Below are 25,098 nucleotides of genomic sequence, written 5' to 3'. Positions count from 1 at the left end.
GGCGAGCTTGGACAGAGCGGGGAGCAGCGGTAGAGCCCGTTTGCGCCCGGCGCGGTTCCACAGAATCATATCAATACAACAGGCTGACAAGCCAGAACTAAGAGTGTGATGCGATGAGCATAATCGGACAAGATATTCCCATGGAGCGGCCGGATACGGATGGGCGCGCCGCCGTCTTCGTTCCCGTCACGGGCGTCAAGGAAGATGTCCTGTTGACCATACGCAAGGGTGCGGCCATCGTCGGCTTTGCCAACCACGACCGCACCATCACCGTGTATTTTGAAAGCAACCGCTTTGACGACCCCGTGCTGGCCAAGTGGGAGCACAAGGCGCGCAAGGCCTACGACCGCCTGGTCGACAATGCGCCCACCGTGTCGAAACTGACCACCAGCCCCGCCAATTTCGAGCAGATCGGCTACATCAATGGCAAGGGCATCACGATTCGCCGCATGGAAAGCCTGCAACGCTGGCTTGCGTATTCGGATGCGATGGATACTTGCCCGGCGACGGATATTATTCCTCGTACCCTCATTGCCAAGGCTGAAAGCGTCAAGGTTTAAGAACGGCTGATACAAGGCCGGGGAGATGTTGCCTGCCCCAGGATACTTCCTCTGTTGCCTTTCGCGTGCGCGCGGTGCCAACAATGTTGTCGGATTACGCGGGGCTTTGCCCCGCTAATCCGACCTACGCGACCTACGCCTGACCTCGCTTCTTACTACACCACGACGATATTCGCCTGCGCCTTGAGCGGGCAGGGCAGGGTGTCGTCGAAGGTGATTTCGATGGCGCTGGCGACGAACATGCCGCCGATGTGCTGGGCGGCGATTTCGGGCGGCGTGCCGGGCTTGGTCAGGTTGACGTCCTGGGCGAAGACGAAGACTCTCCACGTGCCATAGACCTTTTGATCATATTGCAGCAGTGTGCGGTAAGCGCGCTTCAAGTCCAGGCTGCCTGCGTAGACGCCATCGTTGGCGCCCGGGTCGAAGCCCAGGCCGTTGTCGGTCAGCGATTCGACGAAATACAGGCCTTGCGGCGCCTGGAATAGCACGAAGGCATACAGTTCCGTGCCGCGGAAGACATTGCCATTGTCGCGCCTGAAGCTGGCGCGTATCCACAACGGTTCATAGGCCTGCACGACGGCGGGCGTATCCGTTTCCACTGGCCCCGCCACGTGGATGTTGACTTGCGTTTCGGTGACGGCATGCTGGTAGGTGGCGCCCGTCGTGAAACGCTGATATTCCCAGCTGATGTCGGCCGTGTAGGGCAAGCCCGCGTTCGGCGCTTCCGGCAACACCCATTTCGCCACCACGCGCTCGGCCAGGGTCAGTTCGCCGGCGGCCGGTGGTGTTGCTTCCTGGCCACGCCAGAACGGGTCCGCGATATCGGAGCAGGCGACGGCGATGGCGCCCGAGGCGATGGCCGAAGCCACGCCCGCCACCGTGAATTCGGGCTGGCCCGAGCCGGCCCCCTCGAGTGAGCAGCAATCGACGCTGGGATCGGTTTCCTCGAAGGTGCCGCCCACGCTGAAGCTGGCCTTGCCCGAACCGAGCGCGGCGGCAATGATGGCCACCAATGCGGCGATGATGGCAATGATGATGGCGAGCACTTTCCACCACGGGTCGGAAAACGGCAAGTCTCCGTGCGTGCCCGCATAAGCGGGGTTCGGCGTCCAGACGAGGGTCATGCCGGTCGGCACGATGGGACCCAGGCCGGGCGGGCAGCGGCACTCCTTCCCATCCGTGCCCGTGCTGCCCCAGCGCTTGCCCGGCAGGTGGCCTTGCGGTTTGGACAGTTCCAGCGTGCCTTCCTCGACCGTGCACGTGTAGGTGTTGGTGGCGCTGTCGAAGCGCGTCTGCGACACGAAGATTTGCTGGATCGAGCGGTGCGGCGTGTGGCCGTCCGCCTTGGCGACAAAGCTGACCAGGCGCTTGCCGGGCGCCGCATGCTGGAAGTCGGCATCCCACATGACCAGCATGGCCGCGCCGGCGGGAATGCTGGCAAAGAAAAAGGTGTGCGCCACGGGCACGATGCCGGGGTCGCCCACGCTTTCCAGGTACACGGTGACATTCGTCAGGGCGCTGCCGGACATATTGGTGACGTGGGCGGCGATGCGCAAGCCATAGATGGCATTGTCGAAGATGCCATCGGGCAGCATGATATTGGTGACGGGCTCGATCGCGAACGGCCGCGTCAGCACCTGCAGGGGGGTATCGCTCATGATGCTTGCTCCTCGGGGCTGTGCTGTTCTTGCGCGGGCTCTTGAGCTTGCTCGTTCTCGAGATCGGTGACGACATACGTAACGCCACCCATGACCTTGCCGTCGCGCGTTTCCAGCACGCGCAGCAGCGCATACTGGCGTGGCGGCAAGGCTTCGGCGCGCACGCTCAGGTACACGGCCTGCGCCTGGCCGCGCGGCACTTCCAGCACCAGCTTTTGCTCACCGGGCGCATCGCCATTGCAATGCGGCGTGCGCACCAGGCCCGCTACCAGGCGTGCGTCCCTGGCCGGCTGCCACCGCTCCAGCCCCAGGGTGGCCAGCAGGCGCTCGGGCAGCTCGCCGCCATATTCAATCTGCAGCTCCACTTTTTTCGTCGCACGGGGCAGGGCCGCCACCGCGATGCTCAGCAATTGCGCGCGTCTTGCCGCCAGCACGACGGTGACATTGCGCTGGGCGATCTGCTCGTGCTGCTTGGGCTGGAAGGGAAAGCCGTTGGGAAGGGGATCGGGCAGCGGGTTGACGTCGCCCGGGCCATGGGCCACGGCCAGCAGGCATTCGTGGCCGCCATTGACGATGACGGGGATCCACGGCACCAGACACAGCACTTCCTGCGTGGCGCCCGGCGGCAAGTCCGCAAACGCGGAACCGACCTGCGTGGCGGCGCCGACGGCGATCTGGCCGGAAGGATCGGCCCAGTAAAAATCCACGCGCACGCCGTTCGAGGCGCTGTTGCCCGTGTTGTGCACGCGGCCCCACAGGTAATTGCTGGTGCCGGCGATGGGCGCACCCGGCGGGCCATTCGGATCATTGCCCGGCACGACCCAGATATCGGCGCTGTCCCACCAGGGCTGGCCGTCTTCGATGATCAGGTGGGCTGGCATGGCGTTCTCCTTGTCCTTGGCCGGTGCTTCCAGCTTAGGCTGCGGCGGCCGATGCTTTTTGATCGGTATCAAGGCTGTGGAACACGGTGCGGGTGCGCCGTTGTGATGCTTGCGTAAGGTAATATTGCGGCAGAACGCAGTGGAATGACTCCAGGAAAAGGTTGGAATGTGCTTGAAACAGTGAATGACGTTTGCATCAACGCCGCTTGCGGCCAACCCTTGCCGCTGCGCGTGGCGCATTGCCCGTTTTGCGGCGCGCGCCAGGTGGCGCAAGCGCCTGTTCTGGAGAAAGCGGTAGCGCCACCCCCGGTACCCGTGGCTCCGCCCATTCCCGTGCCGCAGCCTGCACCGCAGCCCGCTGCCGCGCCTGCTCCCAAGCCTGACCCTCCAGTACCCTTGCCGCCAGCGCCTGCCGTGCCGGCCAAGGCGCCGCCCGCCAAGCCTGCCGGCAAGGGTTCGGTGCCGCCGCCGCGCCCGCCCGTGCGCTTGCGCACGTGGATTGCCGCGGCGGTGGTGCTGACCGGTATCTGGTTTTATAACAAGCCCGCCGACAAGCCGGCCAGCGTGGCGGAACAGGTCGAGGCCGCCACTGCGCTGGCGGCGCAGTGCGACCTCGATGGGGCGCGCAGCGCGCTGGCCGTGCTGAAAAGCGCCAAGGCGCCCGCCGCGCACATCAAGCGCTTGCAGGCGAGCATTACCAAGTCCGCCGCTACTTGCGAGAAGCAACAACAGCGGACGCAGGCGTGGACGGTGCTGCAGGACAGCGTCAACCAGGCGCTCGACGCGGGCAAGCCGGACCTGGCCGCCACGCGCCTGGCCATCTACGTGAAACGCTGGGGTGACGATCCCGACACCCTGGAACTCGACGCCAAGGTGAAAGTGGCGCAAGCGAGCGCCCAGCTCGACCTGGCCGACGCTTGCCTGGCCAGGGGCGACCGCATCTGCCTGGAAAACAGCCTGATCGCCGCCGAGCGCTACAAGCGGCCGGAACTGGCGGCACGCACGCAGGCGCTGCGCACGGCGCTGTCGCAATTGCTCGAACGCTCGCTGCTCGATGCGTCACCGGGGCAGTAGCGCCAACAGGTAAAACGCCCGCCGCGGCCAAGCCGGGCGGCAGAATTTTTTCAGCCTTACTCAGCCTTACTCTTGCGGCACCAGCGCCAGCGCGGCGCTGAAGTCGCCCATCGGCTTGCCGCCATTGGCCACCAGCGCCTTGTCGCGCGTGCTCAAGCCATCGAGCACGGGCAGGGCGAAGCGGTGCGTGATGGCGCGCAGGATCGAGGCTGAATCGTATTGCGTATGGTCGACCAAGCCCTTTTTCACGTATGGCGAGACGAGGATGGCCGGCACGCGCGTGCCCGGACCCCAGCGGTCGCCCTTCGGCGGCGCGGCGTGGTCATAAAAGCCGCCGTTCTCATCGTAGGTGACGATGACCAGCATGTTTTTCCATTGCGGACTTTTCTTCAGCTGGGCGATGACGCTGGCGATGTGCGCGTCGCCGTCGGCCACGCTGGCGTAGCCCGGGTGCTGGTTCAAATTGCCCTGCGGCTTGTAGAAGGTCACGGGCGGCAGCTTGCCGGCGCCCGCGTCGCTGAGGAACTGGCTGTCGAAGTCGCGCAGGTGGGCGGCGCGGTAGGCGGGCGCCTTTACGGGGTCCATGTTGGCAAAGTAATTGAACGGCTGGTGGTGGAACTGGAAGTTCGGCGGATTCGGGAAGCTGCCGGCGCGCGCGCTGGCCGTGGCCAGGGCCGACGTGTCCTTCCAGGCGCCCGCATACCAGGCCCAGTCGATGTTCTTGCCAGAGAGCAGGTCGCCGATATTCGTCTGCGTTTGCGGCGGCAGCGTATTGGCCTTGCCCGTGTCCGCAAACAGCTTGCTGCTGTCGCCCGAGGCGGGCGCGTTGCTGCTGGGCTGGAACGGCGGCTGCATGGTATTGACGGCGTAGAACATGCCCGTGCTGTCGGCCGGCGTCAGCGCTCCATCGTTGGCATAGGCGGGCGCACCGTTCAAGACCGTGCTCGGCGCCGTGGCGGATGGCGTCAGGCGCACGAAGTTGCCGTTGGCGTCGACGTCGATCTTGGCGATCGAACCCTTGGCCACCGAAGTGTCCGCGTTCGGATACGTGGGCGCGCACGCGCAGATCAGGTACTGGTGCGTGAGGAAGGAGCCGCCGAAGGCGCCGATGAACAGGTTGTCGGCCAGCGCATATTGTTTCGCGATGTCCCACAGCTGCATCTTGCTGCCGTCGTAATAGCCCATGCTCAAACCACCTGCATCGGAATAGGCGGCGAACTTGTCGTTGGCGCCGCCGTTGATCTGCATCTGGTTGTTGTAGAAGCGGTGCACCAGGTCGCGCGTGATCACCGATTGCGGCAGGTACAGCGGGCTGCTGGCGTCGTCGATCTGGAACGGCTTGTTCGGCAGGTTGGCCGATTGCGCCTGCGTGATGACGGTGCTCTGGCCGGCCGCCGTCATGCCGCCCCAGGTGGGTGGCAGCACGGGCAGGGTGCTGCCGTCGATGTCTTTCTGCGGCACATAGGCGGCGCTTGACGTGGGGTTGACGCCCGGTACGCCGTTCGCGCCCGGGAACAGGCCGTACAGATTGTCGAAGCCGCGGTTTTCCGCATAGATGACGACGATGGTCTGGATATTGTTCAGCGCCAAGCTGCTATTCAGTGCGGCCAGCGTATCGGCGGGCGCCGCCTGCGTGCTGGCGCTGGCGATCAAGGCCGTCACGCTGGCGTTTTCCGCCTTCAGTTTCGCCAGCTCGTCGCCGCTGGCCTTGTTGAAGTCCGACGCCAGGCCCGCTTCGGACACGCCGATGCGCGCGGCCAGCTTGCCGCTGGCGGATGCAAAGTCGCCGCCATTGCCATCCATGACTTGCGCCAGTTCCGTCGACAGGGCGCTGACGAAGGTGCTGTGGCCGGCAGGGGCGCGCAGCAGCAGTTTTTGCGTGACCTTGGTGCCTGCGTCGCCGACGACTTCATGGCGGATGGCGTCCGTGCCGATGGTCACCAGCACGGCGCCCTGGCCGTCGAGTGTGTAGCTGCCGTCGGCGGCCGTGCGCACGGGGCTGGAAGCGCTGTCGCACGTGAGCTTGGCGCTGGCGCTTTCGAGGCATACCTGCGCGTTTTCATAGTAGCTGCCGATCACCTGGCCCGTGGTGCTGGGCGTGATCGCATAGTTGCTGCCGCAGGCGGCCAGGCCCAGCGACAGCAGAATAGGCAGGGGACGTAAGACAGGGTGGGAGTGCGGTTTCATGTGCATGCCTTTTGGGTGGAAAACGTCGCATGCTAGGCAGCCAATATGTCAGCTGCGTGACATGTCAGCCCCTGTTACATGACGTAATGTACGGACTTGATACATTAGGTTTTGCAGGGTTTTGTCACGCAGCTGTCACATGCCGTTGCTACGCTGCCAGCCCATGATGAAAACGAACTCCACCTTGCTGCTTGCCGCCGTGGCCGCCTGTCTGCTGGCCGCCTGCCATCCTGCAGCGCAAAAAGAAGCCGTCGCCAAGCCCGCCTATCTGTCGGGCGCCTACGCGCCCACCCTGCAACGCCAGCCTTCCGTGGCCCAGATGACGGCCATGGGACGGGCCATGTTTTTCGAGCCCAGCCTGTCTGTCTCAGGAAAAATGTCGTGCGCCAGCTGCCACAGTCCCGAGCACGCGTATGGCCCGCCGAATGGGCTGGCGGTGCAGCTGGGGGGACCAGAGCTAAAAGATGCGGGCACGCGCGCCGCGCCCTCGCTGCGCTACCTGCAGACGGCGCCCGCCTTCACCGAGCACTATCACGACGACGATGGCGACGACAGCGTCGACGCGGGGCCCACGGGCGGGCGCAACTGGGATGGCCGCGCCCAGTCCGGCCACGAGCAGGCGCTGGCGCCCTTGCTCTCCAAACGCGAAATGGGCAACCGCGATGCGGCCGCCGTCGTCGCCAAATTGCAGGCCGGCCCCCTGGCGGCGCAGTTCCGCCAGACGTATGGCGCGGATATCTTCGCGCAGCCGGGCCAGGCGCTGCGCTGGGCGCTGATGTCGCTGGAAGTGTTCCAGGAAAGCCCGTTGGACTTCTATCCGTACACGAGCAAGTACGACGCCGTGCTGCGCAAGCAGGCCGTTTTGAGTCCGCAGGAAGCGCGCGGCCTGGCCCTGTTCAACGATGAACGCAAGGGCAATTGCGCGTCCTGCCATATCAGCCAGATTACTTCCGGCGGCGCCTTTCCCCAATTTACCGATTACGGCTTGATCAATATCGGTGTGCCGCGCAATGGCAAGCTGCCTGTCAACGCGGACCCCGCGTACTTCGACATGGGCTTGTGCGGTCCGGACCGCACCGACTTGATGGAACATAAAGAGTACTGCGGCAGCTTCAAGACGCCGTCCCTGCGCAACGTCGCCCTGCGCAAGGTGTTCTTCCACAACGGCAGCTTTACCAGCCTGGAGCAGGTGCTGCGCTTTTACGTGCAGCGCGATACGGCGCCGCAAAAATGGTATCCGATGGATAAAAACGGCAAGGTGCGCAAATACGACGACCTGCCGCTCGGCCTGGCGGCGAACGTGAACGTGGAAGCGCCGTTCGACCGCCAGCCGGGCCAGGCGCCAGCCCTGAACGACAGGGAGATCGCAGACGTGATCGCCTTCCTGCACACCCTGACGGATGGCTATCGGGAACCTCGCCCGGCACAGGGAAAACATGGCTAAAAGATATCAAGATACCATTGCTTACAACTACGCCACAAAAGCCTGTTTTTATGTGCGTTAGCGCACGCTAGAAAATTTTAGGCAGGTGTATATTGCGAACTGATCTGTGTCTTTTGATAACAATGAAAGGGAATACCATGAAAGCAAGCAAAAATTGGATGACCGTGTGCGCCGCCGGCATGATGGTTGTGGCACTGGCTGCCTGCCAGAAGAAGGATGATGTTGCCGCCGCCGGTCCTGCGGAACAGGCTGGCCAGAAGATCGATGCGGCCGCCGCCAAGGCTGAAGCCGACATCAAGGATGCCGCTACCAAGGCCGACGCTGCCGTGAGCCAGGCCGCTGCCGATACGGGCGCCAAGATGGACCAGGTCGCCGCTGACGCGGACAAGAAAATGAGCGAAGCGGCCGATGCCGTGGGCAAGAAAGTGGAAAAAGCCGGCGAAAAGATGCAGGACGCCGCGCACAAGTAAGCACGCCATCAGCGCGCCCCGCAGCTGCCGTCAGGTGATGGCGGCTGCGGCGACGCCTTCGCTGGCTTGGCCGTCTGATACGGCCGTCTCCGTCTTGTCCATCCCGTCCGCTCCCCCCAGTACCACGCTCAAATCGACAAAGCCGTCGCGCCACGCGCGTTCCAGGTCTTGCTCCACCGCTTCCAGTGTCGTTCTTTCCACCTGCCGAAAACCGCGCAAGCCATATGCCCGGTTGCGCCCGTGCGCCTTGGCCAGGTACAGCGCCATGTCGATCAGGTTGACGCTGCGTTCCCACGTGAGCGGCCGTCCCAACGGCGCCAGCGGATAGGGCGCAAAGCCGACGGACACATGCACCTGGATGGTTTGCCCCTGGTAATGGATGACTTGTGCTTCCATGCCGTTGAGGATGCGCCGCGCGATGTCGTCGAGCCCGTCACGGGCGACGGCCGGCAGGAAAGCGAGGAATTCCTCGCCGCCCCAGCGTACGATCATGTCCGTTTCGCGCAACACGTCGTGCAAGGTTTCGGCGATCGTCGTCAGCACGAGGTCGCCCGCAGCATGGCCGTAGCCGTCGTTGATGTGCTTGAAATGGTCGACGTCGAGCAGGAACAGCGCGCCCACGACATCGCCGCCGGCATAGGAAGGCTGCGGCTTGCCCGCATGGCTGCGCATGAATTCCTGGAAATGGCGGCGGTTGTACAGGGCCGTCAGCGGGTCGCGCGAGCTCTGGCGCTTGAGTTCCTGGTTTTTCACCTTCAGCTGCACGTTCGCATGGCGCACCTTGCGGTACAGCAAACCGACGATGGCGGACGCCATGGCCAGCACCAGCGCCAGCAGCCACCACACGCGCTGCTGCAGGCGGCGGTTGTCGATTTCCGTGCTCTTCAGCTGATTCTCCCTGCTCAGCAGTTCGATTTGGCGCTGTTTCTTTTCCGCCTCATACTTTTCTTGCAGCTCATACACGGCCTTTTGCCGCTGCTTTTCGAACAGCTGGTTGGAAATGCCGCGCTCGCGGTGGTACGCCGTGACGGCGCCGCGCAGGTCGCCCGCCTTTTCCAGCGCCATGCCGTATTCCAGCAGCACGGCCTGCATTTCCGGCTGGTTGGCCGTGCGTTCGTAGTAGGCCAGGCCCGTGTCCACGCTTTGCTTGCCTTCCTGCAACCGTCCCTGGCCGATCAGCGCCTGGCCGATATTGAGCCGCGCCGTCGCTTCCACCTGTTCGTCGTTGACGAGGCGCGCCGCCGTGATGGCTTCATTCGCGTAGCGCAAGGTTTGCCCGTAGCCTTCTTCCTTCAGGTAGCTGTCCGACAGATTGACGAGAGTGACGGCGACCATGCCGCGCGCCCCCAACTGGCGTTCCAGCGCCAGGGCCGCCAGCAGGGCGCGCTGGCCCCGCTGCGGCTGCTGCGCGTCGAGCGCCAGCCCGTACTCCGTATTCTTCGCCTGCGCCATGCGGCCCGGCGATGCCAGGGTGCTGGACACGGCCAGCAGTTCGTCGAGCACCTCGAAACCCTTGTCGTATTCGCGCATCTGCGTGTACAGCAGGGTGAGGGCGTTCAGGGCGGCGGCCAGGCTGGACGGGGATTTGCTCTGGCGCGCCAGGTCGACGGCCGCCTGCAGCTTGGCCAGCGCAAACGGGAAATTACCTTCCTCGGCCCACGACTGCCCTGCGCTGATGGCCGCCTGCACGCGCACGGGCAGGTCGTCCGTGCGGTTGGCGATCTTTTCCGCCTCAAAGGCCAGCAGGTGCGAGGCGCGGCGCTCGTTCCGGGCAAACGTGATGTAGGCCTTGTTGAGCATGCCTTTCGCCAGCGCCACGTCGCTCTTGTTCAGGCGGGCGTAGGCGATCAGCTCTTCGGCCAGCTGCATGGCGATATCATTCTGCCCCAGGCGCATGCGGGCGTGGCTCAGTTGGGTCAGGAATTCCGCGCGTACGGGCAAGGGAGCGCTGCGCGCCTGCGTCTCGACTTCTTGCAGGCGCTGCAGGGCGCGCGCGGGCACGAAGCGGCCATCGTCGCGCACGGCGGTCAGATACTCCTCGAGGTTGCTGCCGGCCTGGGCGTGCGCGGCAGGCGGCAGCATGCAGGCCAATACCAGCAGCCAATGCGCCTTTCGCCATGATGCCCGTCTCTGTCTGCCTGCCAACGTCCCGCTCCCGCAATGACCACCTGTCTGTAACAGATTATATTCTGTTGCAATCAAGAAATATCATGCGCACCGCAGAAATTTGCGAAAGTGCACACGGCCGGCATTGACAAGGCGCTACTACTGGGCCAACTGCTGCAGCAGGTACAGGCGCTGGTACAGGCCGCCTTCGATCTGCATCAGGGCGTCGTGCGGCCCCGCTTCCGTGATGCGGCCGTGATTGAGTACGATGATACGGTCGGCCTCGCGGATGGTCGACAGGCGGTGGGCGATGGCGATGATGGTGACCTTGCCGCGCAATTCGTTGAGGGCCAGCTGCACGATCTGCTCCGTCTGGCTATCGATGCGCGATGTCGCTTCGTCGAGCAGCAAGATGCGCGGCTGGCCGGCCAGCGCGCGGGCAATGGCGATCAGCTGCTTCTGCCCCGACGACAGGCGCGAGCCGCCTTCGCCCAGCGGCGTGTCGTAGCCGTGTTCCAGCGCCGCGATGAAGTCGTGCGCATGCGCGGCGCGCGCGGCCGTCTCGATCTGTGCCTGCGTGTGGCCGCGGCCCATGTCGATGTTTTCGCGTGCCGAGGCGGCCAGCAGGAACGGGTCTTGCGGCACCAGGCCCACGTCGGCGCGGAAGTGCTCGTTGTCGATGCTGTCGAGGGCCACGCCGTTGATGGCGATGCTGCCCTGCGTGACGGGGTAAAAGCGCAGCAGCAGCGACAGCAGGGTCGACTTGCCGCTGCCCGTGTGGCCGACGATGCCGAAGAAAGCACCTTGCGGTATCGTCAGCGACAGGTCGTGCAGCACGGGCTGGTTTTCCACGTAGGCGAACGTCAGCTTCCTGATGTCGACGGCGGGCAGTTCGCTGCCCGCTGTCGCATGCCGCAGGGCCGGTGTTTCCCTTCCCTGCGCATGTTCGAGCGCTTGTGCTTCGTCGAGCAGGGCCGAGACGCGCGCCGTGGCCACCACCGACTGCTGCAACTGGCTGAACTGCATGGTGATCTGGATCAGCGGCTCGATCACGCGCGCGATGTAGCTGATGAACGCATACAGCACGCCCACTTCCACGGCGCCCATCTCGCGCCGGCCGAAGCTGAAGATGACGACGGCCAGCAGCACGATATTGAGCATGTCGAGCGCGGGGCGCAGCAGCCAGGCGTTGGCGCGCAATTCCTGCATGCGCGCTGTGTAGTGGTCCTGGTTGATGCCCGTGAAGCGGGCACCGAAGCGCTTTTCCGCGTTATTCGCCTGCAGCACGCTCATGCCGCCGATCGATTCGGCGATCTGGCCGTTGATCTCGCTGCGCAGGGCGCGTGCGCGCGTGACGGCCGGCGCGCTCCAGCGCTGGTACAGGAAGACGATGACCAGCACGGCCGGCAGCAGGGCCAGCACGATCAGCATCAAACGCCAGTCGAGGAAAGCCATGGCGGCCATGGTGCCGACCAAAACGATGGAGCTGTCGAGGATGACGAACAGCACCTGCACGTACAGCGATTTCACGGCTTCCGTGTCGTTGGTGACGCGGCTGACCAGCTGCCCCGTGATGGCGCGGTCGAAAAAACTCATCGGCAGGCGCAGCACGTGCTGGTAGACAGTTTCGCGCAGGCGCTGCACCGAGCGCATGGCCAGGCCGGACAGGCGCACCAGCTGCAGATAGCGCAGGCCGGACGCGACCCAGCCCGTCAGCAGGCAGCCGCCCAGCAGCAGCGACATGCGCGTCCAGTCGAGGTGGCGCGGCAGCAGGTGCTGGTCGATCAGGGCCTTGCCCAGGATCGGTCCCGTCACTTCGAGCGCGGCGGCGATGATCAGCCAGAACGTGGCCCAATATAAATGGCGCAGGTCGGGCGCGGCGGCGCGGCGCAGCAGGCCGATCGCTTGCGCGGCCTGGCGGCGCACGGATTGGGTGGCTGTATCTGTTTGTACTGTCTTAGATGGCATCGAGGCTGGCCTCCAGTTGTTGATAGCGCCACTGGCTGGCATACCAGCCGTCGCGCTGCATCAGCGCGTCGTGGTTGCCCGTTTCCGTGACGTGGCCGTCGCGCAGGACCAGGATCAGGTCCGCGTTGACGACGGCGCTCAGGCGGTGGCTGGCGATGATGGCGCTGCGCTCGGGGCGGCGCGCGCGCAGTTCTTCCAGGTGCTGCAGGATGCGCGTTTCCGTGCCCGTATCGACGGCGGACAGCGCGTCATCGAGCAGCAGCAAGCCGTTGTCGGCCAGCAGGGCCCGTGCAATCGCCACGCGCTGGCGCTGGCCGCCGGACAGGGTGATGCCTTTCTCGCCCACGTGGGTGGCATAGCCTTCGGGAAATTGAAGGATATCGTCGTGGATGTCGGCCAGCTGCGCTGCCCGTTCCACTTCCTCGCGCGTGGCGCCGGGACGGGCCAGGGCGATATTGTCGGCGATGGTGGCGGAGAACAGGAACGACTCCTGCGGCACCCAGCTGATGGCAGCGCGCAGCGCGTGCAGGGTGTAGGCGTCGAGCGGCTGGCCATTCCACGTGGCCGTGCCCGATTGCGGCGTCACCTGGCGCAGCAGCACGCGCAGCAGGGTCGACTTGCCGCTGCCCGTCGGACCGACGAGGCCCAGGGTCTGGCCCGGTTGCAAACGCAGCGAGATGCCGGACAGCGCCGGCGCCGTCTGGCCCGCGTAGGCAAAGCCGACGTCCTGCAATTGCAGGGGGCCGGGCGTGAGCGTGGCGATAGTGCCGTGGTCGTCGATGGCCAGCGGCGCGTCCAGCATCGGCTGCAAGCGCTGCCAGGCGGCGCGGCCCCGTTCGATCAGGGACAGTACCCAGCCGGCGGCGAACATGGGCCAGATCAGCTGGCCCAGGTACATGGAAAAGCTTGTCAGCGCGCCGATGGTCAGCTGGTCTTGCCACACGAGGTAGCCGCCCAGGCCCAGGGTCAGAGCCGTGGCGGCCGTCAGGGTCAGGCCGACGGCCGGTTCGTACGCCGCTTCCCAGCGCTGCGCCGTCAGGCTGGCGTTGGCTGCGTGGCCGGCCAGCGTGGAAAACTGCTTGCTGCTGCGCTCTTCCAGGCCCAGCGCGCGCAAGGTGCGCACGCCCGACAGCGATTCCTGCACATGGTCGTTCAGCGCGGCAAAGCGCTTTAAGGAATCCGTCGACGCCGTGTGGATATGGCTCGAGATGCGCCAGAAGGCCAGTCCCATCAAGGGGAAGGGCAAGAGGGCGATGCAGGCCAGGCGCCAGTCCACGCCCAGCAGCATGATGCCGAGCACCATCAGCAGGGTCAGGGTGCCGTCGAAGCCGGCCAGCATGGCTTCGCCTGCGGCCATTTCGATGGCGTCGATGTCGTTCGTCGCCAGCGCCATCAGGTCGCCCGTGCGCTGGTTCTGGTAGAACGACGCGCCCTGCTGCGACATGCGCGTGTAGAAGCGCGTGCGCAGCATCACGCCCAGCTGGTAGGCGGCCTTGAACAGGGTGATGCGCCAGCCCACGCGCAGGAAGTAGATGACGACGCCGACGGCGAGCAGGGTCAGCAGCTCAAGCCACAGTTCGGCCGCCGTCATGCGGTGGGCGGCCAGCGCGTCGATGATGGCGCCCACGCGGCGCGGGATCCAGACGGTCAGTGTTGCCACGCCTGTCAGCATGACGGCAGCGGCGGCATACGCCGGCCAATGCTGACGCACGAAGCCGGCGATGAGCCTCGATAAACTCATGGTTACCTTTTGTTTTTAGTAATGGGGTGTCGCGGGGCGGAAGGACGGGCACGCGGACGGAAAGTACGCGTAGGATACAACAAGGCGGAAAAGCGCGCTGTGGACGGGCACGCAAAAAACGGGCCGTAGCCCGTTGTTTTGCTGCGTCAGTGCTGTGCGCGAGGCTTACTTGCGGCCGCTGCCTTTGGCGCCACCCAGCATGTCGAGCTGTTTCGATGGCGTGCCTTTGGGCGCTGCCTTGGCTGCCGGCTTGGCGGCTGGCGCAGGGGCGTGCTTCACGGCGGCCTTGGCCACGGTCTTGCCGGCGGCGCTGGCTGGCTTGGCGGCCGGTTTGCTCGAAGGAAATGGTTTTGCGGCAGGCTTGGCCGGTGCCGGCGCGGCGGCTTTCGCTGGCGCTGGTGCAGCGGCAGGTGCGGGCTTGGCCGCTTCCGGCTTGGCTGCCGGTTTGGCCGCCGGCTTGGCTTCCACCGCTTTCACGGCTGGCTTGTCGGCGGCTTTCTCGGCAGCCTTGGCAGGCGCTGCTTCTGGTTTGGCCGCCGGCGCGGCGGCAGGCTTGGCTACTTCGGCAGGCTTGGCGGCAACGGGCGCTGGTGCCGCTGCTGGCGCTGGCGATGGTGCAGGCACAGCGGCAGGCGCAGGTACAGCTGCCAGCGCAGGCTTGGCTGCGGCAGGAGCGGGTGCGGCGACAGGCGCGGCTTCGTCGAGGCGGGCCTTGGCCGAAGCCAGCAATTCCGCCTGGGTGCTCGAGGCGATGCCGAACAGCTGGCGGCTGTAGGCCAGCACGCTTTCGATGTTCGGTTGCGCCTGGCTGGTGCTGTAGCTGAAGAAGTCGCGCGGGTCCTGCGTTACCAGTAGCTGCTGCGCCGTTTCCGCCGTCTGCGAGATGGCGGCCTTGCCGGCGTTCAGGTTCAGCGCGATGATTTTCTCGGCGCTTTCAAAGACTTTGCTGGTGAGGGTGCTGAAGATTTGCAGCTGGCTTTCCAGTTGCGACTTGGCGGCGCTGGAAAATTGTTCAGGAAGCGGAAACATATTTACTCCTTTGTACGGATTAAAATGCTGGCAAAACGCTCTGCAAAATCCCGAAAACCAGAGTTGGCCGCGTTTTGTAAAGTAGGTAGCGTGCTAAACAGCTGATCATAGACTTTTTATGATGCAACGCAATATGAATATTCTAGCGGTGATTCGAGTTAGTTGAAAGCTATTTTCTCAAGGGCGTGTACCGCGTGCCGGCTTCATTCATGCGCCTGGCAGCATTTGCGGTAAGTTTGCGCGTGCGCAAAGCGTTGTCAGGGAATCTATGGCTACGCTTTTGCCAGTGACTGTATTCTTGCACTGCAGCATGCTTGAAAAGATACGATGACAATGCACTCGAAACACCAGGTATCGTAGTCAACCGAAGGAGTGTCCGCATGGACCTTGTCATCCGCAATGCCAGTCTGCCCGACGGGCGCCGCGCCATCGATATCGCCATCGAGGGCGGCCGCATCGCCGCCGTCGGCACCGCCTTGCCCGTGACGGGCGCGCAAGAGATCGACGCCGAGGGCGACCTCGTCACGCCGCCGTTCGTCGACGCCCACTTCCACATGGACGCCACGCTCAGCTATGGCTTGCCGCGCGTAAACGCCTCCGGCACCCTGCTCGAAGGCATCGCCCTGTGGGGCGAGCTGAAGCCGCAATTGACGCAGCAGGCGCTTGTGGATCGCGCCTTGCAGTATTGCGACTGGGCCGTGGCGCGCGGCTTGCTGGCCATCCGCTCGCACGTCGATATCTGCGACCCGCGCCTGCTGGCCGTCGAAGCGCTGCTCGACGTCAAGCGGCAAGTCGCGCCATATCTCGATTTGCAGCTGGTGGCCTTCCCGCAGGACGGCATCCTGCGCAGTCCCGGCGCCTTCGACAATCTGAAGCGCGCGATCGCCATGGGCGTCGACGTGGTGGGCGGCATCCCGCATTTCGAGCGCACCATGGCGGACGGCGCGGAATCCGTGCGCCTGCTGTGCGAATTCGCCTGCGAACGTGGCCTGATGGTCGACATGCATTGCGACGAGTCGGACGACCCGCTGTCGCGCCACATCGAAACCCTGGCCTTCCACAGCCAGCGCCTTGGCATGCAGGGCAGGGTGACGGGCTCGCACCTGACGTCCATGCATTCGATGGACAATTATTATGTGAGCAAACTGCTGCCCCTGATCCGCGAGGCGGGCGTGGCGGCCATCGCCAATCCGCTCATCAACATCACCTTGCAGGCGCGCCACGATACGTATCCGAAGCGGCGCGGCATGACGCGCGTGCCCGAGATGCTGGCCGCTGGCATCCCCGTCGCCTTTGGCCACGACTGCGTGATGGACCCGTGGTACAGCCTCGGTTCGGGCGACATGCTGGAAGTGGCGCACATGGGTTTGCACGTGGCGCAGATGACGGGCCAGCAAGCGATGCACGACTGCTTCCTGGCCGTGACGGAAACGCCGGCGCGCATCCTGGGCCTCGACGGCTACGGCATCGCGCCCGGCTGCCATGCGGACTTGCTGATCCTCGATTGTGGCAGTACCGTGGAAGCGCTGCGCCTGCGCGCGGCGCGGCGCCTGGTGCTGCGCCGCGGGAAAATCGTCAGCGAAGCGCCGCGCGCGCAATCGCGCCTGCACTTGCCGGGGCGTCCGGACAGCGTGAACTTCCGCCTGGGCCGCTGATACAATCAGCCATCACTTGTTATCGGGAGCACCGACTTGAAAGAAATTGATATCCGCCCGGCCAGCGAAGCCGATTTCGACGCCATGTGGCCGATCTTCCAGACCCTGGTGGCCGGCGGCGACACGTATTCCTTCCCCGCCGATACCACGCGCGAAGCATGCCACGCCTACTGGTTCGGCCCCGGCGTGCAAAGCTTTGTCGCCACCATGGGCACGGAGCGCCTGCTGGGCATGTACAAGCTGGTGGCGAACCAGCCTGGCCATGGATCGCATGTGGCCAATGCCTCGTTCATGGTCGACCCGGCCGCGCAGGGCGTCGGCGTGGGCCGCCTGCTGGGCGTGCACTGCATGGAAGAAGCGCGCCGCGCGGGCTATCTGGCGATGCAGTTCAACTTCGTCGTTAGCACCAATCTGGCCGCCGTCACCTTGTGGAAAAAACTGGGCTTCACGGTGGTCGCCACCTTGCCGCTGGCCTACCGCCACGCGCAGCTCGGCTATGTCGACGCCTACGTGATGTACCAGCTGCTGACCGACCCGATGCAGTGGCCGGCATGAGCGGCGCCGTCACCGTGATCGAGACGCCCCGTCTGCGTCTGCGCACCGCCAGCGTCGATGACGCGGCGTTTTTCCTCGGGCTGGTGAACGAGCCGACCTGGCTGGCCACCATCGGCGACCGCCAGATCCATACCGTGGACGCGGCGCGCGCGGCGCTGGAAACGGGGCCGATCGCGCAGCAGCAGGAACTCGGCTACTCTTTCTATATCGTCGAGCACCGCGCTGACAACGTGGCAATCGGCATGTGCGGCCTGATCAAGCGCGCCACCATGCCGGGCCCCGATATCGGCTACGCGCTGCTGCCCGCGTATTGCGGCCAAGGCCTGGCCTGGGAGGCTGCAGCTAGCGTGCTGCGCCATGCGCGCGACGTGCTATGCCTGCCGGCTGTGTATGGCCTCGTGTCGCCGCAGAACCAGCCTTCGATCAACTTGATCAACAAGCTCGGTTTGCGCTTCGAACGCTTTTCGCGCCAGCCCATCGTCGGCAAGGACATCAATATCTATCGCAAGAGTTTTTCTTAGTCCTTGTGTTGTGTGAACGAAAATATCAAATACTGAAGAGAATAAGGAATTAGATGGCCACAAGTAAAAAAGCAGTTCTCCCTCTCGAAAGCATGCTTGCCGAGTTGCAAACTCTGGCCCACCGCATCAGCAATGCCGATGCGGGGAATGATGCAAGGAGTCTTAAGAAAATTCGTTTGGAGCTGGAAAAGGTGGTCTCGGAGATCAAGGCTACTACGGAGAAGCTGGATCCCGTCTGGCGGCCGGAGTCAATTTTCGATCCATCCGATCCCAACACCGCCGGCAGGGTAGTGGCTTTGACCATGGTCGCGCAGGAACGGCATTCGCTGGCGGCCATCCCTGACTTTTATGGCGCGGGTGTGTATGCGATCTATTATCGAGGTGATTTCCCGCCGTACCTGCCGCTCAAGGACATGGATCATCCCATTTATGTGGGAAAGGCCGACCCTGATCGGCAAGGCGCGAAGGATGCGGTGACACAAGGAACCAAGCTGTCGGCGCGACTTAATGAGCATGCCAAAAGTATTCGAAAAGCGACCACGACGCTGAAGATTGAAGATTTTGAATGTCGCTTTTTGATTGTGCAAAGTGGCTATCAAAAATCGGCTGAGGACTATTTGATCAATTTTTTCAAACCGATCTGGAACTCGGAAACAAAGATTTGCTTTGGTTTGGGAAAGCACGGCGACAGTTCTGATACGCGTGTCAATAAACGATCCCCTTGGGATACTATGCACCCAGGGCGTGAGTGGGCCGACAAAACTTTTGAAAACCAGAAATCACCCGAGACGATTAATGACCAGATTGCCGGCCACCTGACACGTCACTTGCCTTACACGGACGTTCATCAGATTTTCGAGCGCATCATGAGCGATATGCGTCAGATTAACCGAGAGCGTTTCTTTACCCCTGCAAAAGGGGGTGTTTTGTTCGATCAGGTCGCAGCGGAAGTCAGCACGCCTTCGGATAAGTAACGAAGATTTTGCCTGATTTTACTCTTCAAATTGACAGGAAAATCGCATGTTCTTCATGCCTTTTTCTGCACTGTCAAAAACCAATTTCACTCTCTTAACAACTCACATACCCCACGAGCCATCGCTGCCGCCAATTTGACAGGCACGGCATTGCCAAGCTGGCGCATGGTCTCGGACCATGTCCCTTCAAATATAAAGTTGTCAGGGAAAGTCTGAATGCGTGCTGATTCCCTTACCGTAAAGTACCTCACCGAACCGTCGTTGTGGCGTAGCATGTTTTCTCCGCCAGGAACGCCGTGATCACCGGCCTTGAGCGCTTTGGCAGGTTCATCAATTGGGCTGCCGGTATGCCCCGCATAAGCCCTCGCACCGGGTTGGAATCGGTGCGCTTGGAAGAGCGTCTTCGCGGAGGATAGTTCTGGATCGGGCAAATCGGAGATGGCATCTCTAACGGTTTGCCAGGCAAGCATGTTGGCGCCATGATCCGCATCCAGTATTTTCTGGATCTTTTTATCGATGCCATCAGGTCGTGGCGGGCGGTGTTTGGATGCGATGCGGTGACGTTCCCAGTAGCTTCCACTTGCCCATTTTGTCAGTATTAGCGCATCACTGCTATGCGTTTCTGCAGGGAAATCCCAAGGTTGATGCACATCGGCTCTGAATCCTACGAAGAAGATCCGCATACGCTTTTGAGGAACACCATAGTTCGCCGCATTGACCAGGCGATGATAAACATGATATTCGCTTGCCGCGCCATTGGCCTTGTGTTTTTGTAGTCTTGCCAAGTGTTCCGTCCATAGCTCTTTCGCTTTGGCTACTTGGGAAGGAAATTCGAGTTGCAGCAGGATATAGCTGAAGTAATCGGCGAACGCGGCACGTTTGAGTCCCTGCACATTTTCAAAGGTGAAAGCTCGTGGCCTTGCCTCTCGGACAGCCCGTACCGCTTGCGGAAACATATCTCGTTCATCAAGAAAACCACCGTGCTTGCCGCCCATGGAAAAAGGTTGGCACGGTGGTCCACCGGTGATCAGATCGATGTTGTCATGATTCGCGTAGTTGAAATTGCGCACATCCCCTTCCGTCACGTCGGGCCAATAGCTGACTGGCGCCACCCGATGAAGCTTGTTATTGCGTAGGGTGTTGCAGGCATGGCTGTTCCATTCGACGACCGCACGATGTTGAACATCATTGCTGGAGAACCCAAGCGCCAAGCCACCCGCGCCTGCGAATAGCTCAATTGACTCGATGAGGCGAGTGTTTGCCACCGGCATTTCTGGTGGGACTAAAAGGGCGGGCGTGTTATACATGGTCATTTGGAATGGCTGAAACGATGCTACTTTTGCGCGAAATTATGAGTCGGTATTGTTTATTTAAAGATAATATTTCGATTTTGCAACTAGCAACTTCGCCAGCAGGCTTAGTTGCGAATGACACATTCATTTTGGATATACTTGAGCAGTGCAGCAGTATAAAGCAATGAACCAGAGAGCAGCGAATCGATGAAAAATTGTTCTATTTCATTGCAGTTGATGCAATGTCAAATTAGTTGATTCATTTTACTGTGTTTTTATACAGTACTCAATGACTTGACTTGTTTCGTCTCAAATTACCCTTGAAAAGCACAAAAAATGACCTTAGGTTTGGGGTTTCATGGGGGGCGTCATGGTCGATACGCTAGACCAGCCGTCGCGTAGCAGAGTGATGGCGAGGGTTAAAGGAAAAAATACCGGTCCCGAGCTGCTGGTTCGAAAAATGGTTTTTGCCGCAGGATATCGCTATCGGATTCACGTCAAAGACCTTCCTGGTTCGCCGGATTTGATATTTCCAGGCAAGAGGAAGGTCATCTTCGTGCACGGGTGTTTTTGGCATCGGCATGATGGATGTAAGTCGGCGCGCATGCCCAAGTCGCGTATCGATTTTTGGAGCGCGAAACTCAACGGCAATAAGCTGCGCGATACGCGAACATTCGATGCCTTGCGTCGGTCGGGATGGCAGGTCATGGTGGTATGGGAGTGCGAACTTCGCGACCTTGAAGGAGTGGCGAAAGCAATACAAATTTTCCTCGATGCACCTCTTAGCTCTTCACCGAATGCTACGTAAGTGATCCACCAACCCCAACCTTCTCCGTTGATCTTGTCAGCGGCTTGCTGTTGGCGTTGAAGTTGACGGCTCGCGAGCCGGACCAGCTTGTTTAGGTGGTTCTGTCGTATTGGCGCTCGTCGGCAGGCCGATCAGGTAAAGCGAGGTGTTCAAGATCAAGAGCGGCTGGGGAACAACGCGACAGAGTTTTTACTTGAGGAACAGATCGCGGTCCGGCGCGAAATGCGCGTACAGGGGCAGGAAGGCGCCGCCAACGGCGCGCGCGTCGGAGCCGACGGTGCCGCCGAGTACCTGCGGCCGGGCGATGCCCTCCCAGCTATAGCATTCCAGCGCGTGCTCGACCTGGGCCAGCAATTGTTCGAGCAGGCCGCGGTCGAAGGAGCCGTCGATAATCACCCCCTCCAGGTCGAGCAGGCAGGTGGCGCTGGTGATGCTCAGCGCGATGGCCCGCGCCGCGTCGTCGAGCCAGGCTGCGGTGTGCGTGACGAACGGTTCCTGCAGCGCCCGCCCGTCGTGGGCGGCGGCCGGGTCCAGCCCGGCCAGGGTGTACAACTGCTCGAGGTTGAACAGGGAAGCGTCGCCCAGCAGCTGGCCCGGCGGATGCCTGGCGCCGGCCGTGGCCATGCCGAGCGGCAAGGAGCCGACCGCGCCGGCGTTGCCGTGCAGGCCGCTGTGCAAATGGCTGTTGATGACCAGGCCGCCGCCGATGAAGATATCGACGAAGATGTACAGGAAGTTCTTGATGCTGCGCCCGCGCCCGAGCACCAGCTCGGCGACGCAGGCGGCGGCCGTGTCCTTGGCGAACTCGACCGGCAACGCCGTCATCGCCTGCACGCGCTGGCCGATGTCGATGCTGTCCCACGCGTTGGCCTGCTCCGGCGCCATCTCGAGCAGATTCTGCCAGCCGCCCAAGCCCAGCGGCGCGGCGATGCCGACGCCGCACAGGCGCGGCAGCAACTTCGGTCCCAGCAGCACGGCCATGCTTTTCAGCGCCGACTCGATCTGGCCGAACACGGTGTCGGGGACGGGAAAGGAGTAGGGGAACGACAGGCGCTCGCGCGTCTTGCCGACGAAATCGACCAGCAACACGTCGAGGCTGCGCCGGCCGATCTTGATGCCGATCGAGAAGGCGCCGTCCGGATTGAGCATGATGGGCACCGACGGCTGGCCGACCTTGCCGCGCACGGGCGCGCGCTTGCTGACCAGGCCGTCGTCCAGCAGGCGGTTGATGATCAGGGATATCGTTTGCGTGCTCAGATTGGTCAGCCGGGCCAGGTCGGCCTTCGGCATGCTGCCGTGCAAGCGTACGGCCTGCAGCACCACCCGCTCGTTGAACTGGCTCATGCCCATCTGGTTCGAGCCGCGCGGCTGCAACCATTGAACATCGTCGATGGCTGCTTGCGGCGCGCACGCCTCTTCGGTAAAGCTGTCTGACATGGCGGGGCGGGTCCGGTTTCTACAGGCGTAAAGAAGGACATTTTATTACATATCCACCGCCCCGCCAGTGAAGCTCCAGATGGCTGGAGCTCCCGTGCAGCTTTAGCGCTTGGCCCAGATCGACTTCAAAGGCCAGATGGTCAGCTCTTTCAGTGTTGCCGCGCCGCCCACGGCGAACAGCGCGACACCGTTGCTGGACGGTTGCGGGAAGATCTGGTCGGTCAACACCACCTCGTTGCCCGCAAATACCATCACCGACGAGGTGTCGACCACGATGCGCAGGTCCACCGTGCCGGTGCGCAGCGGCAGCGGGGCGGTATGGCGGGCGGCAAAGCTGGCGTTGAAGCTGGCGTCGCCCGATTTGCTGCGGTCGATGTAGACCTCGCCCGCTACCGCGTCATAGCCGATGACGGTTTCTTCGCCATTCGTGCCGGTGCGCACCTTCAGGCCAAAACCGGTGGCGCTGCCCGGTTGGAATTTGGCCACGATGTCCAGGGCCTGGCCCGGGGCGGGGGCGATAGCGAGCGTTTGCACGCCGGCGGCCACGGAACGGTCCTGGGCGCTGTACAGCGCTTTGCTGCGCAGTGTGCTGAAGTTGTCCACCGGCTGCTGCACCAGCCGCGCCTGGCCGGCTATGGTGCGCAGCGTGAATTCCCGGGCGAAGGTCTGCGCGCTGCGCCATGGGGTGGTGGGCGTGTTGCCGGCGTAGTCCCAGTTGCTCATCCAGCCCAGGCCGATGCGCTTGCCATCGGGTATGCCGTTCCAGGTCACGGCGGCATAGAAGTCGGCGCCGTAGTCGAGCCAGTTGGCCTCTTCCTTGGCGCTGTCCGAAAAGACGATATGGTCGACCAGGATATGGCCCCAGCCGCCCGTGTTGTTGTCCACCACCTGGATCTGTGCGCTCTTGCCCCGGTAGGCGTCCACGTTCCAGCTGCGCCAGTTCAGGGTTTCGGCATTGGCGCCGGTTGCGCTTTTGACCACCTGGCCGTTCACCAGCAGGTTGACCGTTGTTTCATCGCTCACGGGCTTGGCCGGTTGGTCCGATGCCTCGAACACGTCGGCAAGAATGTGTCCCCAGGCCCCGTCGTTGTCGTCGATGATGACGATCTGGGCCTGCTGTCCGGCGAACTCGCGCACGTCCCAGTTTGTCCAGTTCAGTTCGGAGTCCGCCCCGGTGGCGCTGCGCACCACCTTGCCGTTGACCTTGAGCACTACCGCCACAGGATTCGGGCTGTCATAGGGATGGTTTCCGCCCCCGACGAGGAAGTTGATATAGGCCCTGGAGATGGTGAAGGTGGGCGACGTCAGGCTGCCCTTGGGCGTGTCGCCGGCACCGAAGAAGGAATTGAACACACCCGCGCCCAGCTTGCCGGCTGCCGCTTGCCGGTCGGCGTCGCTTCCGGTGGCAACCTTTTGCCCCACGAGGTCGCCGGCGGGCGTCCAGCCCAGGTCGGCGTAGGTGGCATTGGCCGGGCCTTCAAAACCGGCGCCCGGGAACAGCAAGGTTCCCGCAGGCACCGTGCCATCGCCCGCACCGGCCAGACGCGGATGGCGCCCGCCGCCGACCATCAGATTGATGTACTTGCTGGTGACGGTAAAGGCGGGCGAGGTGAGCGTGCCCGTGGCGCCGTCATCCTTGCCCAGCCGGTAGGTGTCGAGCAACTGGCTGCCTTGGTTGTCGGCCACGCCATGCGAGGGGACCACGGGCGTCTTGCCTGCAAAGTCGCCCGTCGATGCCCAGCCGGTGGCATCGAAGCTGGCCGCTTCAAAGTCCTGGTAGACGGTGCCCGTGGGGGGCTTCTTGTCGATCACGCTGTTGGCGTCGGCCACAAAGCGCGTGCCGTCGAATTTCCCCACAAAATAATGCGCTCCGGAACCACCGGCCACCGAGCCAGGGTTGATGTTGATGTTCATCACCCATTTGCGTTTGCTTGCGTCGCCATCGACGGGCAGCTCGAACAGGTCGGGACATTCCCAGATGCCACCGACCGCGTTGGCGGGGCCAAAGGCGCTCATGTAGGTCCAGTCGCGCAGGTTTTTGGACGAGAACAGCAGCGCCTGGTGCTTCTCCGAGGCCACGGCAACCATGACCCATTTTTGCTCCGGTGCATACCAGAAGACTTTCGGATCGCGGAAATTTTGCCCTTCGGTTTCAAACGGCGCCGGTGGCGCGGCAATCACCGGGTTGGCGGCGTACTGCGTCCACGTGCGTCCCCGGTCCAGGCTGTAGGCGATGGACTGGGACTGGGTGTTGGGGGCGAGCACCTGTCCGTTGGCCAGCGTTTTTCCTTGCGGGTACACACTGGTATAGATGGCCACCATGGCAGGCTTGCCGGCGCTGCCAAGGCCGCTGGTATTGTTGGTGTCGACCACCACGCTGCCGGAGAAGAACATTTGCGTGAGCTTGCCGCCAGCGTCTTTTTCCGCCGTCAGGGCGACGGGCAGCTCGTTCCAGTGCAGCAGGTCGGTGCTGACGGCGTGGCCCCAGGACATGTCGCCCCAGGTATTGCCGTTCGGGTTGTACTGGTAGAACAGGTGGTATTCGCCGTCGTGGTAGACCAGTCCGTTGGGATCGTTCAGCCAGTTTTTTGCGGCGGTGTACGAGAGCTGGGGGCGGTAGGTTTCCAGGTAGCTGGACTGGGGCGGTCCGCTGGTGCTGTCGCTATCGCTGCCGCAGCCCACCAGCAGGGTGGCAAGGCAAGAGGCGAGAACAGGGAAGTACTTTGACATGGTTGTCT

Annotated in this window: 19 protein-coding genes; 9 read left to right on the top strand and 10 right to left on the bottom strand. The window is 63.0% G+C overall.

The genetic code is table 11. The features are described 5' to 3' along the window. Nucleotides 1–140 precede the first annotated feature (140 nt). Nucleotides 141–560: a hypothetical protein gene (locus OPV09_RS24540; protein WP_081368300.1), complete on the top strand. Its 420-nt coding sequence runs from the start codon at nt 141–143 to the stop codon at nt 558–560. Between the two features lie 155 nt (nt 561–715). Here OPV09_RS24540 and OPV09_RS24535 read toward each other — a convergent pair whose 3' ends face one another. Both OPV09_RS24535 and OPV09_RS24530 read right to left on the bottom strand, forming a co-directional pair. Further along, on the bottom strand, nt 716–2,218 hold the full coding sequence (locus tag OPV09_RS24535) for a hypothetical protein (protein ID WP_338679600.1): 1,503 nt from the start codon (nt 2,216–2,218) through the stop codon (nt 716–718). Continuing rightward, the gene (locus tag OPV09_RS24530; protein ID WP_072455598.1) at nt 2,215–3,099 is read right to left on the bottom strand and encodes a hypothetical protein; all 885 of its coding nucleotides are present in this window, start codon (nt 3,097–3,099) and stop codon (nt 2,215–2,217) included. The genes OPV09_RS24535 and OPV09_RS24530 overlap by 4 nt, the downstream gene beginning before the upstream one ends. A gap of 168 nt (nt 3,100–3,267) precedes the next feature. Here OPV09_RS24530 and OPV09_RS24525 point away from each other — a divergent pair, with 168 nt between their 5' ends. Beyond that, the gene (locus tag OPV09_RS24525) at nt 3,268–4,173 is read left to right on the top strand and encodes a hypothetical protein (RefSeq protein ID WP_338679599.1); all 906 of its coding nucleotides are present in this window, start codon (nt 3,268–3,270) and stop codon (nt 4,171–4,173) included. Nucleotides 4,174–4,239: 66 nt separating this feature from the next. On the opposite strand, the gene acpA is transcribed toward OPV09_RS24525, so the two are convergent. Next, a complete protein-coding gene (acpA, locus tag OPV09_RS24520; RefSeq protein WP_338679598.1) occupies nt 4,240–6,360 on the bottom strand; it encodes an acid phosphatase in 2,121 nt (706 codons plus the stop codon). A gap of 163 nt (nt 6,361–6,523) precedes the next feature. On the opposite strand from acpA, the gene OPV09_RS24515 reads away from it, so the two are divergent. Continuing rightward, nucleotides 6,524–7,804 carry a cytochrome-c peroxidase gene (locus OPV09_RS24515; RefSeq protein WP_338679597.1) on the top strand — a complete coding sequence of 427 codons (1,281 nt, stop codon included), beginning with the start codon at nt 6,524–6,526 and terminating at the stop codon, nt 7,802–7,804. Nucleotides 7,805–7,941: 137 nt separating this feature from the next. Beyond that, nucleotides 7,942–8,274, top strand: a complete 333-nt coding sequence (locus tag OPV09_RS24510) for a hypothetical protein (RefSeq protein WP_034747273.1) — start codon at nt 7,942–7,944, stop codon at nt 8,272–8,274. Nucleotides 8,275–8,304: 30 nt separating this feature from the next. Here OPV09_RS24510 and OPV09_RS24505 read toward each other — a convergent pair whose 3' ends face one another. The 4 genes from OPV09_RS24505 to OPV09_RS24490 all read right to left on the bottom strand — a co-directional run bounded on the left by OPV09_RS24505 (nt 8,305) and on the right by OPV09_RS24490 (nt 15,118). Further along, a complete protein-coding gene (locus OPV09_RS24505) occupies nt 8,305–10,356 on the bottom strand; it encodes a GGDEF domain-containing protein (RefSeq protein WP_338679596.1) in 2,052 nt (683 codons plus the stop codon). 183 nt (nt 10,357–10,539) lie between these two features. Then, nucleotides 10,540–12,348, bottom strand: a complete 1,809-nt coding sequence (locus OPV09_RS24500; protein ID WP_338679595.1) for an ABC transporter ATP-binding protein — start codon at nt 12,346–12,348, stop codon at nt 10,540–10,542. Further along, a complete protein-coding gene (locus OPV09_RS24495) occupies nt 12,338–14,089 on the bottom strand; it encodes an ABC transporter ATP-binding protein (protein WP_338679594.1) in 1,752 nt (583 codons plus the stop codon). Before OPV09_RS24495 ends, OPV09_RS24500 begins: the two co-directional genes overlap by 11 nt. A gap of 165 nt (nt 14,090–14,254) precedes the next feature. Continuing rightward, entirely contained in the window at nt 14,255–15,118 is an 864-nt protein-coding gene (locus OPV09_RS24490) for a phasin family protein (RefSeq protein WP_338679593.1), read from the bottom strand. A 380-nt stretch (nt 15,119–15,498) separates the two neighbouring features. Between OPV09_RS24490 and OPV09_RS24485 the strand changes: the two genes are divergently transcribed. Genes OPV09_RS24485 through OPV09_RS24470 form a run of 4 tightly spaced genes read left to right on the top strand, consistent with a single transcriptional unit; the run spans nt 15,499 to nt 18,823 of the window. Then, entirely contained in the window at nt 15,499–16,773 is a 1,275-nt protein-coding gene (locus OPV09_RS24485; RefSeq protein WP_034747281.1) for an amidohydrolase family protein, read from the top strand. 36 nt (nt 16,774–16,809) lie between these two features. Beyond that, nucleotides 16,810–17,328, top strand: coding sequence for a GNAT family N-acetyltransferase (locus OPV09_RS24480; RefSeq protein ID WP_034747283.1), 519 nt, complete (start codon nt 16,810–16,812; stop codon nt 17,326–17,328). Continuing rightward, nucleotides 17,325–17,849 (top strand): GNAT family N-acetyltransferase, encoded by a 525-nt coding sequence (locus tag OPV09_RS24475; RefSeq protein ID WP_070301383.1) that lies wholly within the window; start codon nt 17,325–17,327, stop codon nt 17,847–17,849. The genes OPV09_RS24480 and OPV09_RS24475 overlap by 4 nt, the downstream gene beginning before the upstream one ends. Before the next feature lie 53 nt (nt 17,850–17,902). Further along, on the top strand, nt 17,903–18,823 hold the full coding sequence (locus tag OPV09_RS24470) for an Eco29kI family restriction endonuclease (RefSeq protein ID WP_338679592.1): 921 nt from the start codon (nt 17,903–17,905) through the stop codon (nt 18,821–18,823). 86 nt (nt 18,824–18,909) lie between these two features. Here the strand turns inward: OPV09_RS24470 and OPV09_RS24465 are convergent, their stop codons facing one another. After that, a complete protein-coding gene (locus tag OPV09_RS24465) occupies nt 18,910–20,136 on the bottom strand; it encodes a DNA cytosine methyltransferase (protein WP_338679591.1) in 1,227 nt (408 codons plus the stop codon). Between the two features lie 349 nt (nt 20,137–20,485). On the opposite strand from OPV09_RS24465, the gene OPV09_RS24460 reads away from it, so the two are divergent. Beyond that, nucleotides 20,486–20,923 (top strand): very short patch repair endonuclease, encoded by a 438-nt coding sequence (locus tag OPV09_RS24460; RefSeq protein ID WP_338679590.1) that lies wholly within the window; start codon nt 20,486–20,488, stop codon nt 20,921–20,923. A gap of 189 nt (nt 20,924–21,112) precedes the next feature. Here the strand turns inward: OPV09_RS24460 and OPV09_RS24455 are convergent, their stop codons facing one another. Both OPV09_RS24455 and OPV09_RS24450 read right to left on the bottom strand, forming a co-directional pair. Next, nucleotides 21,113–22,360, bottom strand: coding sequence for an ROK family transcriptional regulator (locus OPV09_RS24455; RefSeq protein ID WP_338679589.1), 1,248 nt, complete (start codon nt 22,358–22,360; stop codon nt 21,113–21,115). Between the two features lie 102 nt (nt 22,361–22,462). Further along, nucleotides 22,463–25,090, bottom strand: a complete 2,628-nt coding sequence (locus OPV09_RS24450; RefSeq protein WP_338679588.1) for a GH32 C-terminal domain-containing protein — start codon at nt 25,088–25,090, stop codon at nt 22,463–22,465. Nucleotides 25,091–25,098: the final 8 nt, after the last annotated feature.

This window comes from Janthinobacterium sp. TB1-E2 (assembly GCF_036885605.1).
Lineage (GTDB): Bacteria > Pseudomonadota > Gammaproteobacteria > Burkholderiales > Burkholderiaceae_D > Janthinobacterium > Janthinobacterium aestuarii.
Note: the sequence above shows the minus strand (reverse complement) of the source record. Positions and strands in the feature narration are given on the sequence as shown.

What these genes read in the sequence shown, in the direction of transcription:
- OPV09_RS24530 (WP_072455598.1), bottom strand. Translation starts at nt 3,099, where the DNA reads ATGCCAGCCCACCTGATCATCGAAGACGGCCAGCCCTGGTGGGACAGC.
- OPV09_RS24460 (WP_338679590.1), top strand. Translation starts at nt 20,486, where the DNA reads ATGGTCGATACGCTAGACCAGCCGTCGCGTAGCAGAGTGATGGCGAGG.
- OPV09_RS24500 (WP_338679595.1), bottom strand. Translation starts at nt 12,348, where the DNA reads ATGCCATCTAAGACAGTACAAACAGATACAGCCACCCAATCCGTGCGC.
- acpA (WP_338679598.1), bottom strand. Translation starts at nt 6,360, where the DNA reads ATGAAACCGCACTCCCACCCTGTCTTACGTCCCCTGCCTATTCTGCTG.
- OPV09_RS24450 (WP_338679588.1), bottom strand. Translation starts at nt 25,090, where the DNA reads ATGTCAAAGTACTTCCCTGTTCTCGCCTCTTGCCTTGCCACCCTGCTG.
- OPV09_RS24515 (WP_338679597.1), top strand. Translation starts at nt 6,524, where the DNA reads ATGATGAAAACGAACTCCACCTTGCTGCTTGCCGCCGTGGCCGCCTGT.
- OPV09_RS24495 (WP_338679594.1), bottom strand. Translation starts at nt 14,089, where the DNA reads ATGAGTTTATCGAGGCTCATCGCCGGCTTCGTGCGTCAGCATTGGCCG.
- OPV09_RS24490 (WP_338679593.1), bottom strand. Translation starts at nt 15,118, where the DNA reads ATGTTTCCGCTTCCTGAACAATTTTCCAGCGCCGCCAAGTCGCAACTG.
- OPV09_RS24540 (WP_081368300.1), top strand. Translation starts at nt 141, where the DNA reads ATGGAGCGGCCGGATACGGATGGGCGCGCCGCCGTCTTCGTTCCCGTC.
- OPV09_RS24475 (WP_070301383.1), top strand. Translation starts at nt 17,325, where the DNA reads ATGAGCGGCGCCGTCACCGTGATCGAGACGCCCCGTCTGCGTCTGCGC.
- OPV09_RS24465 (WP_338679591.1), bottom strand. Translation starts at nt 20,136, where the DNA reads ATGACCATGTATAACACGCCCGCCCTTTTAGTCCCACCAGAAATGCCG.
- OPV09_RS24535 (WP_338679600.1), bottom strand. Translation starts at nt 2,218, where the DNA reads ATGAGCGATACCCCCCTGCAGGTGCTGACGCGGCCGTTCGCGATCGAG.
- OPV09_RS24455 (WP_338679589.1), bottom strand. Translation starts at nt 22,360, where the DNA reads ATGTCAGACAGCTTTACCGAAGAGGCGTGCGCGCCGCAAGCAGCCATC.
- OPV09_RS24485 (WP_034747281.1), top strand. Translation starts at nt 15,499, where the DNA reads ATGGACCTTGTCATCCGCAATGCCAGTCTGCCCGACGGGCGCCGCGCC.
- OPV09_RS24505 (WP_338679596.1), bottom strand. Translation starts at nt 10,356, where the DNA reads ATGCTGCCGCCTGCCGCGCACGCCCAGGCCGGCAGCAACCTCGAGGAG.
- OPV09_RS24470 (WP_338679592.1), top strand. Translation starts at nt 17,903, where the DNA reads ATGGCCACAAGTAAAAAAGCAGTTCTCCCTCTCGAAAGCATGCTTGCC.
- OPV09_RS24510 (WP_034747273.1), top strand. Translation starts at nt 7,942, where the DNA reads ATGAAAGCAAGCAAAAATTGGATGACCGTGTGCGCCGCCGGCATGATG.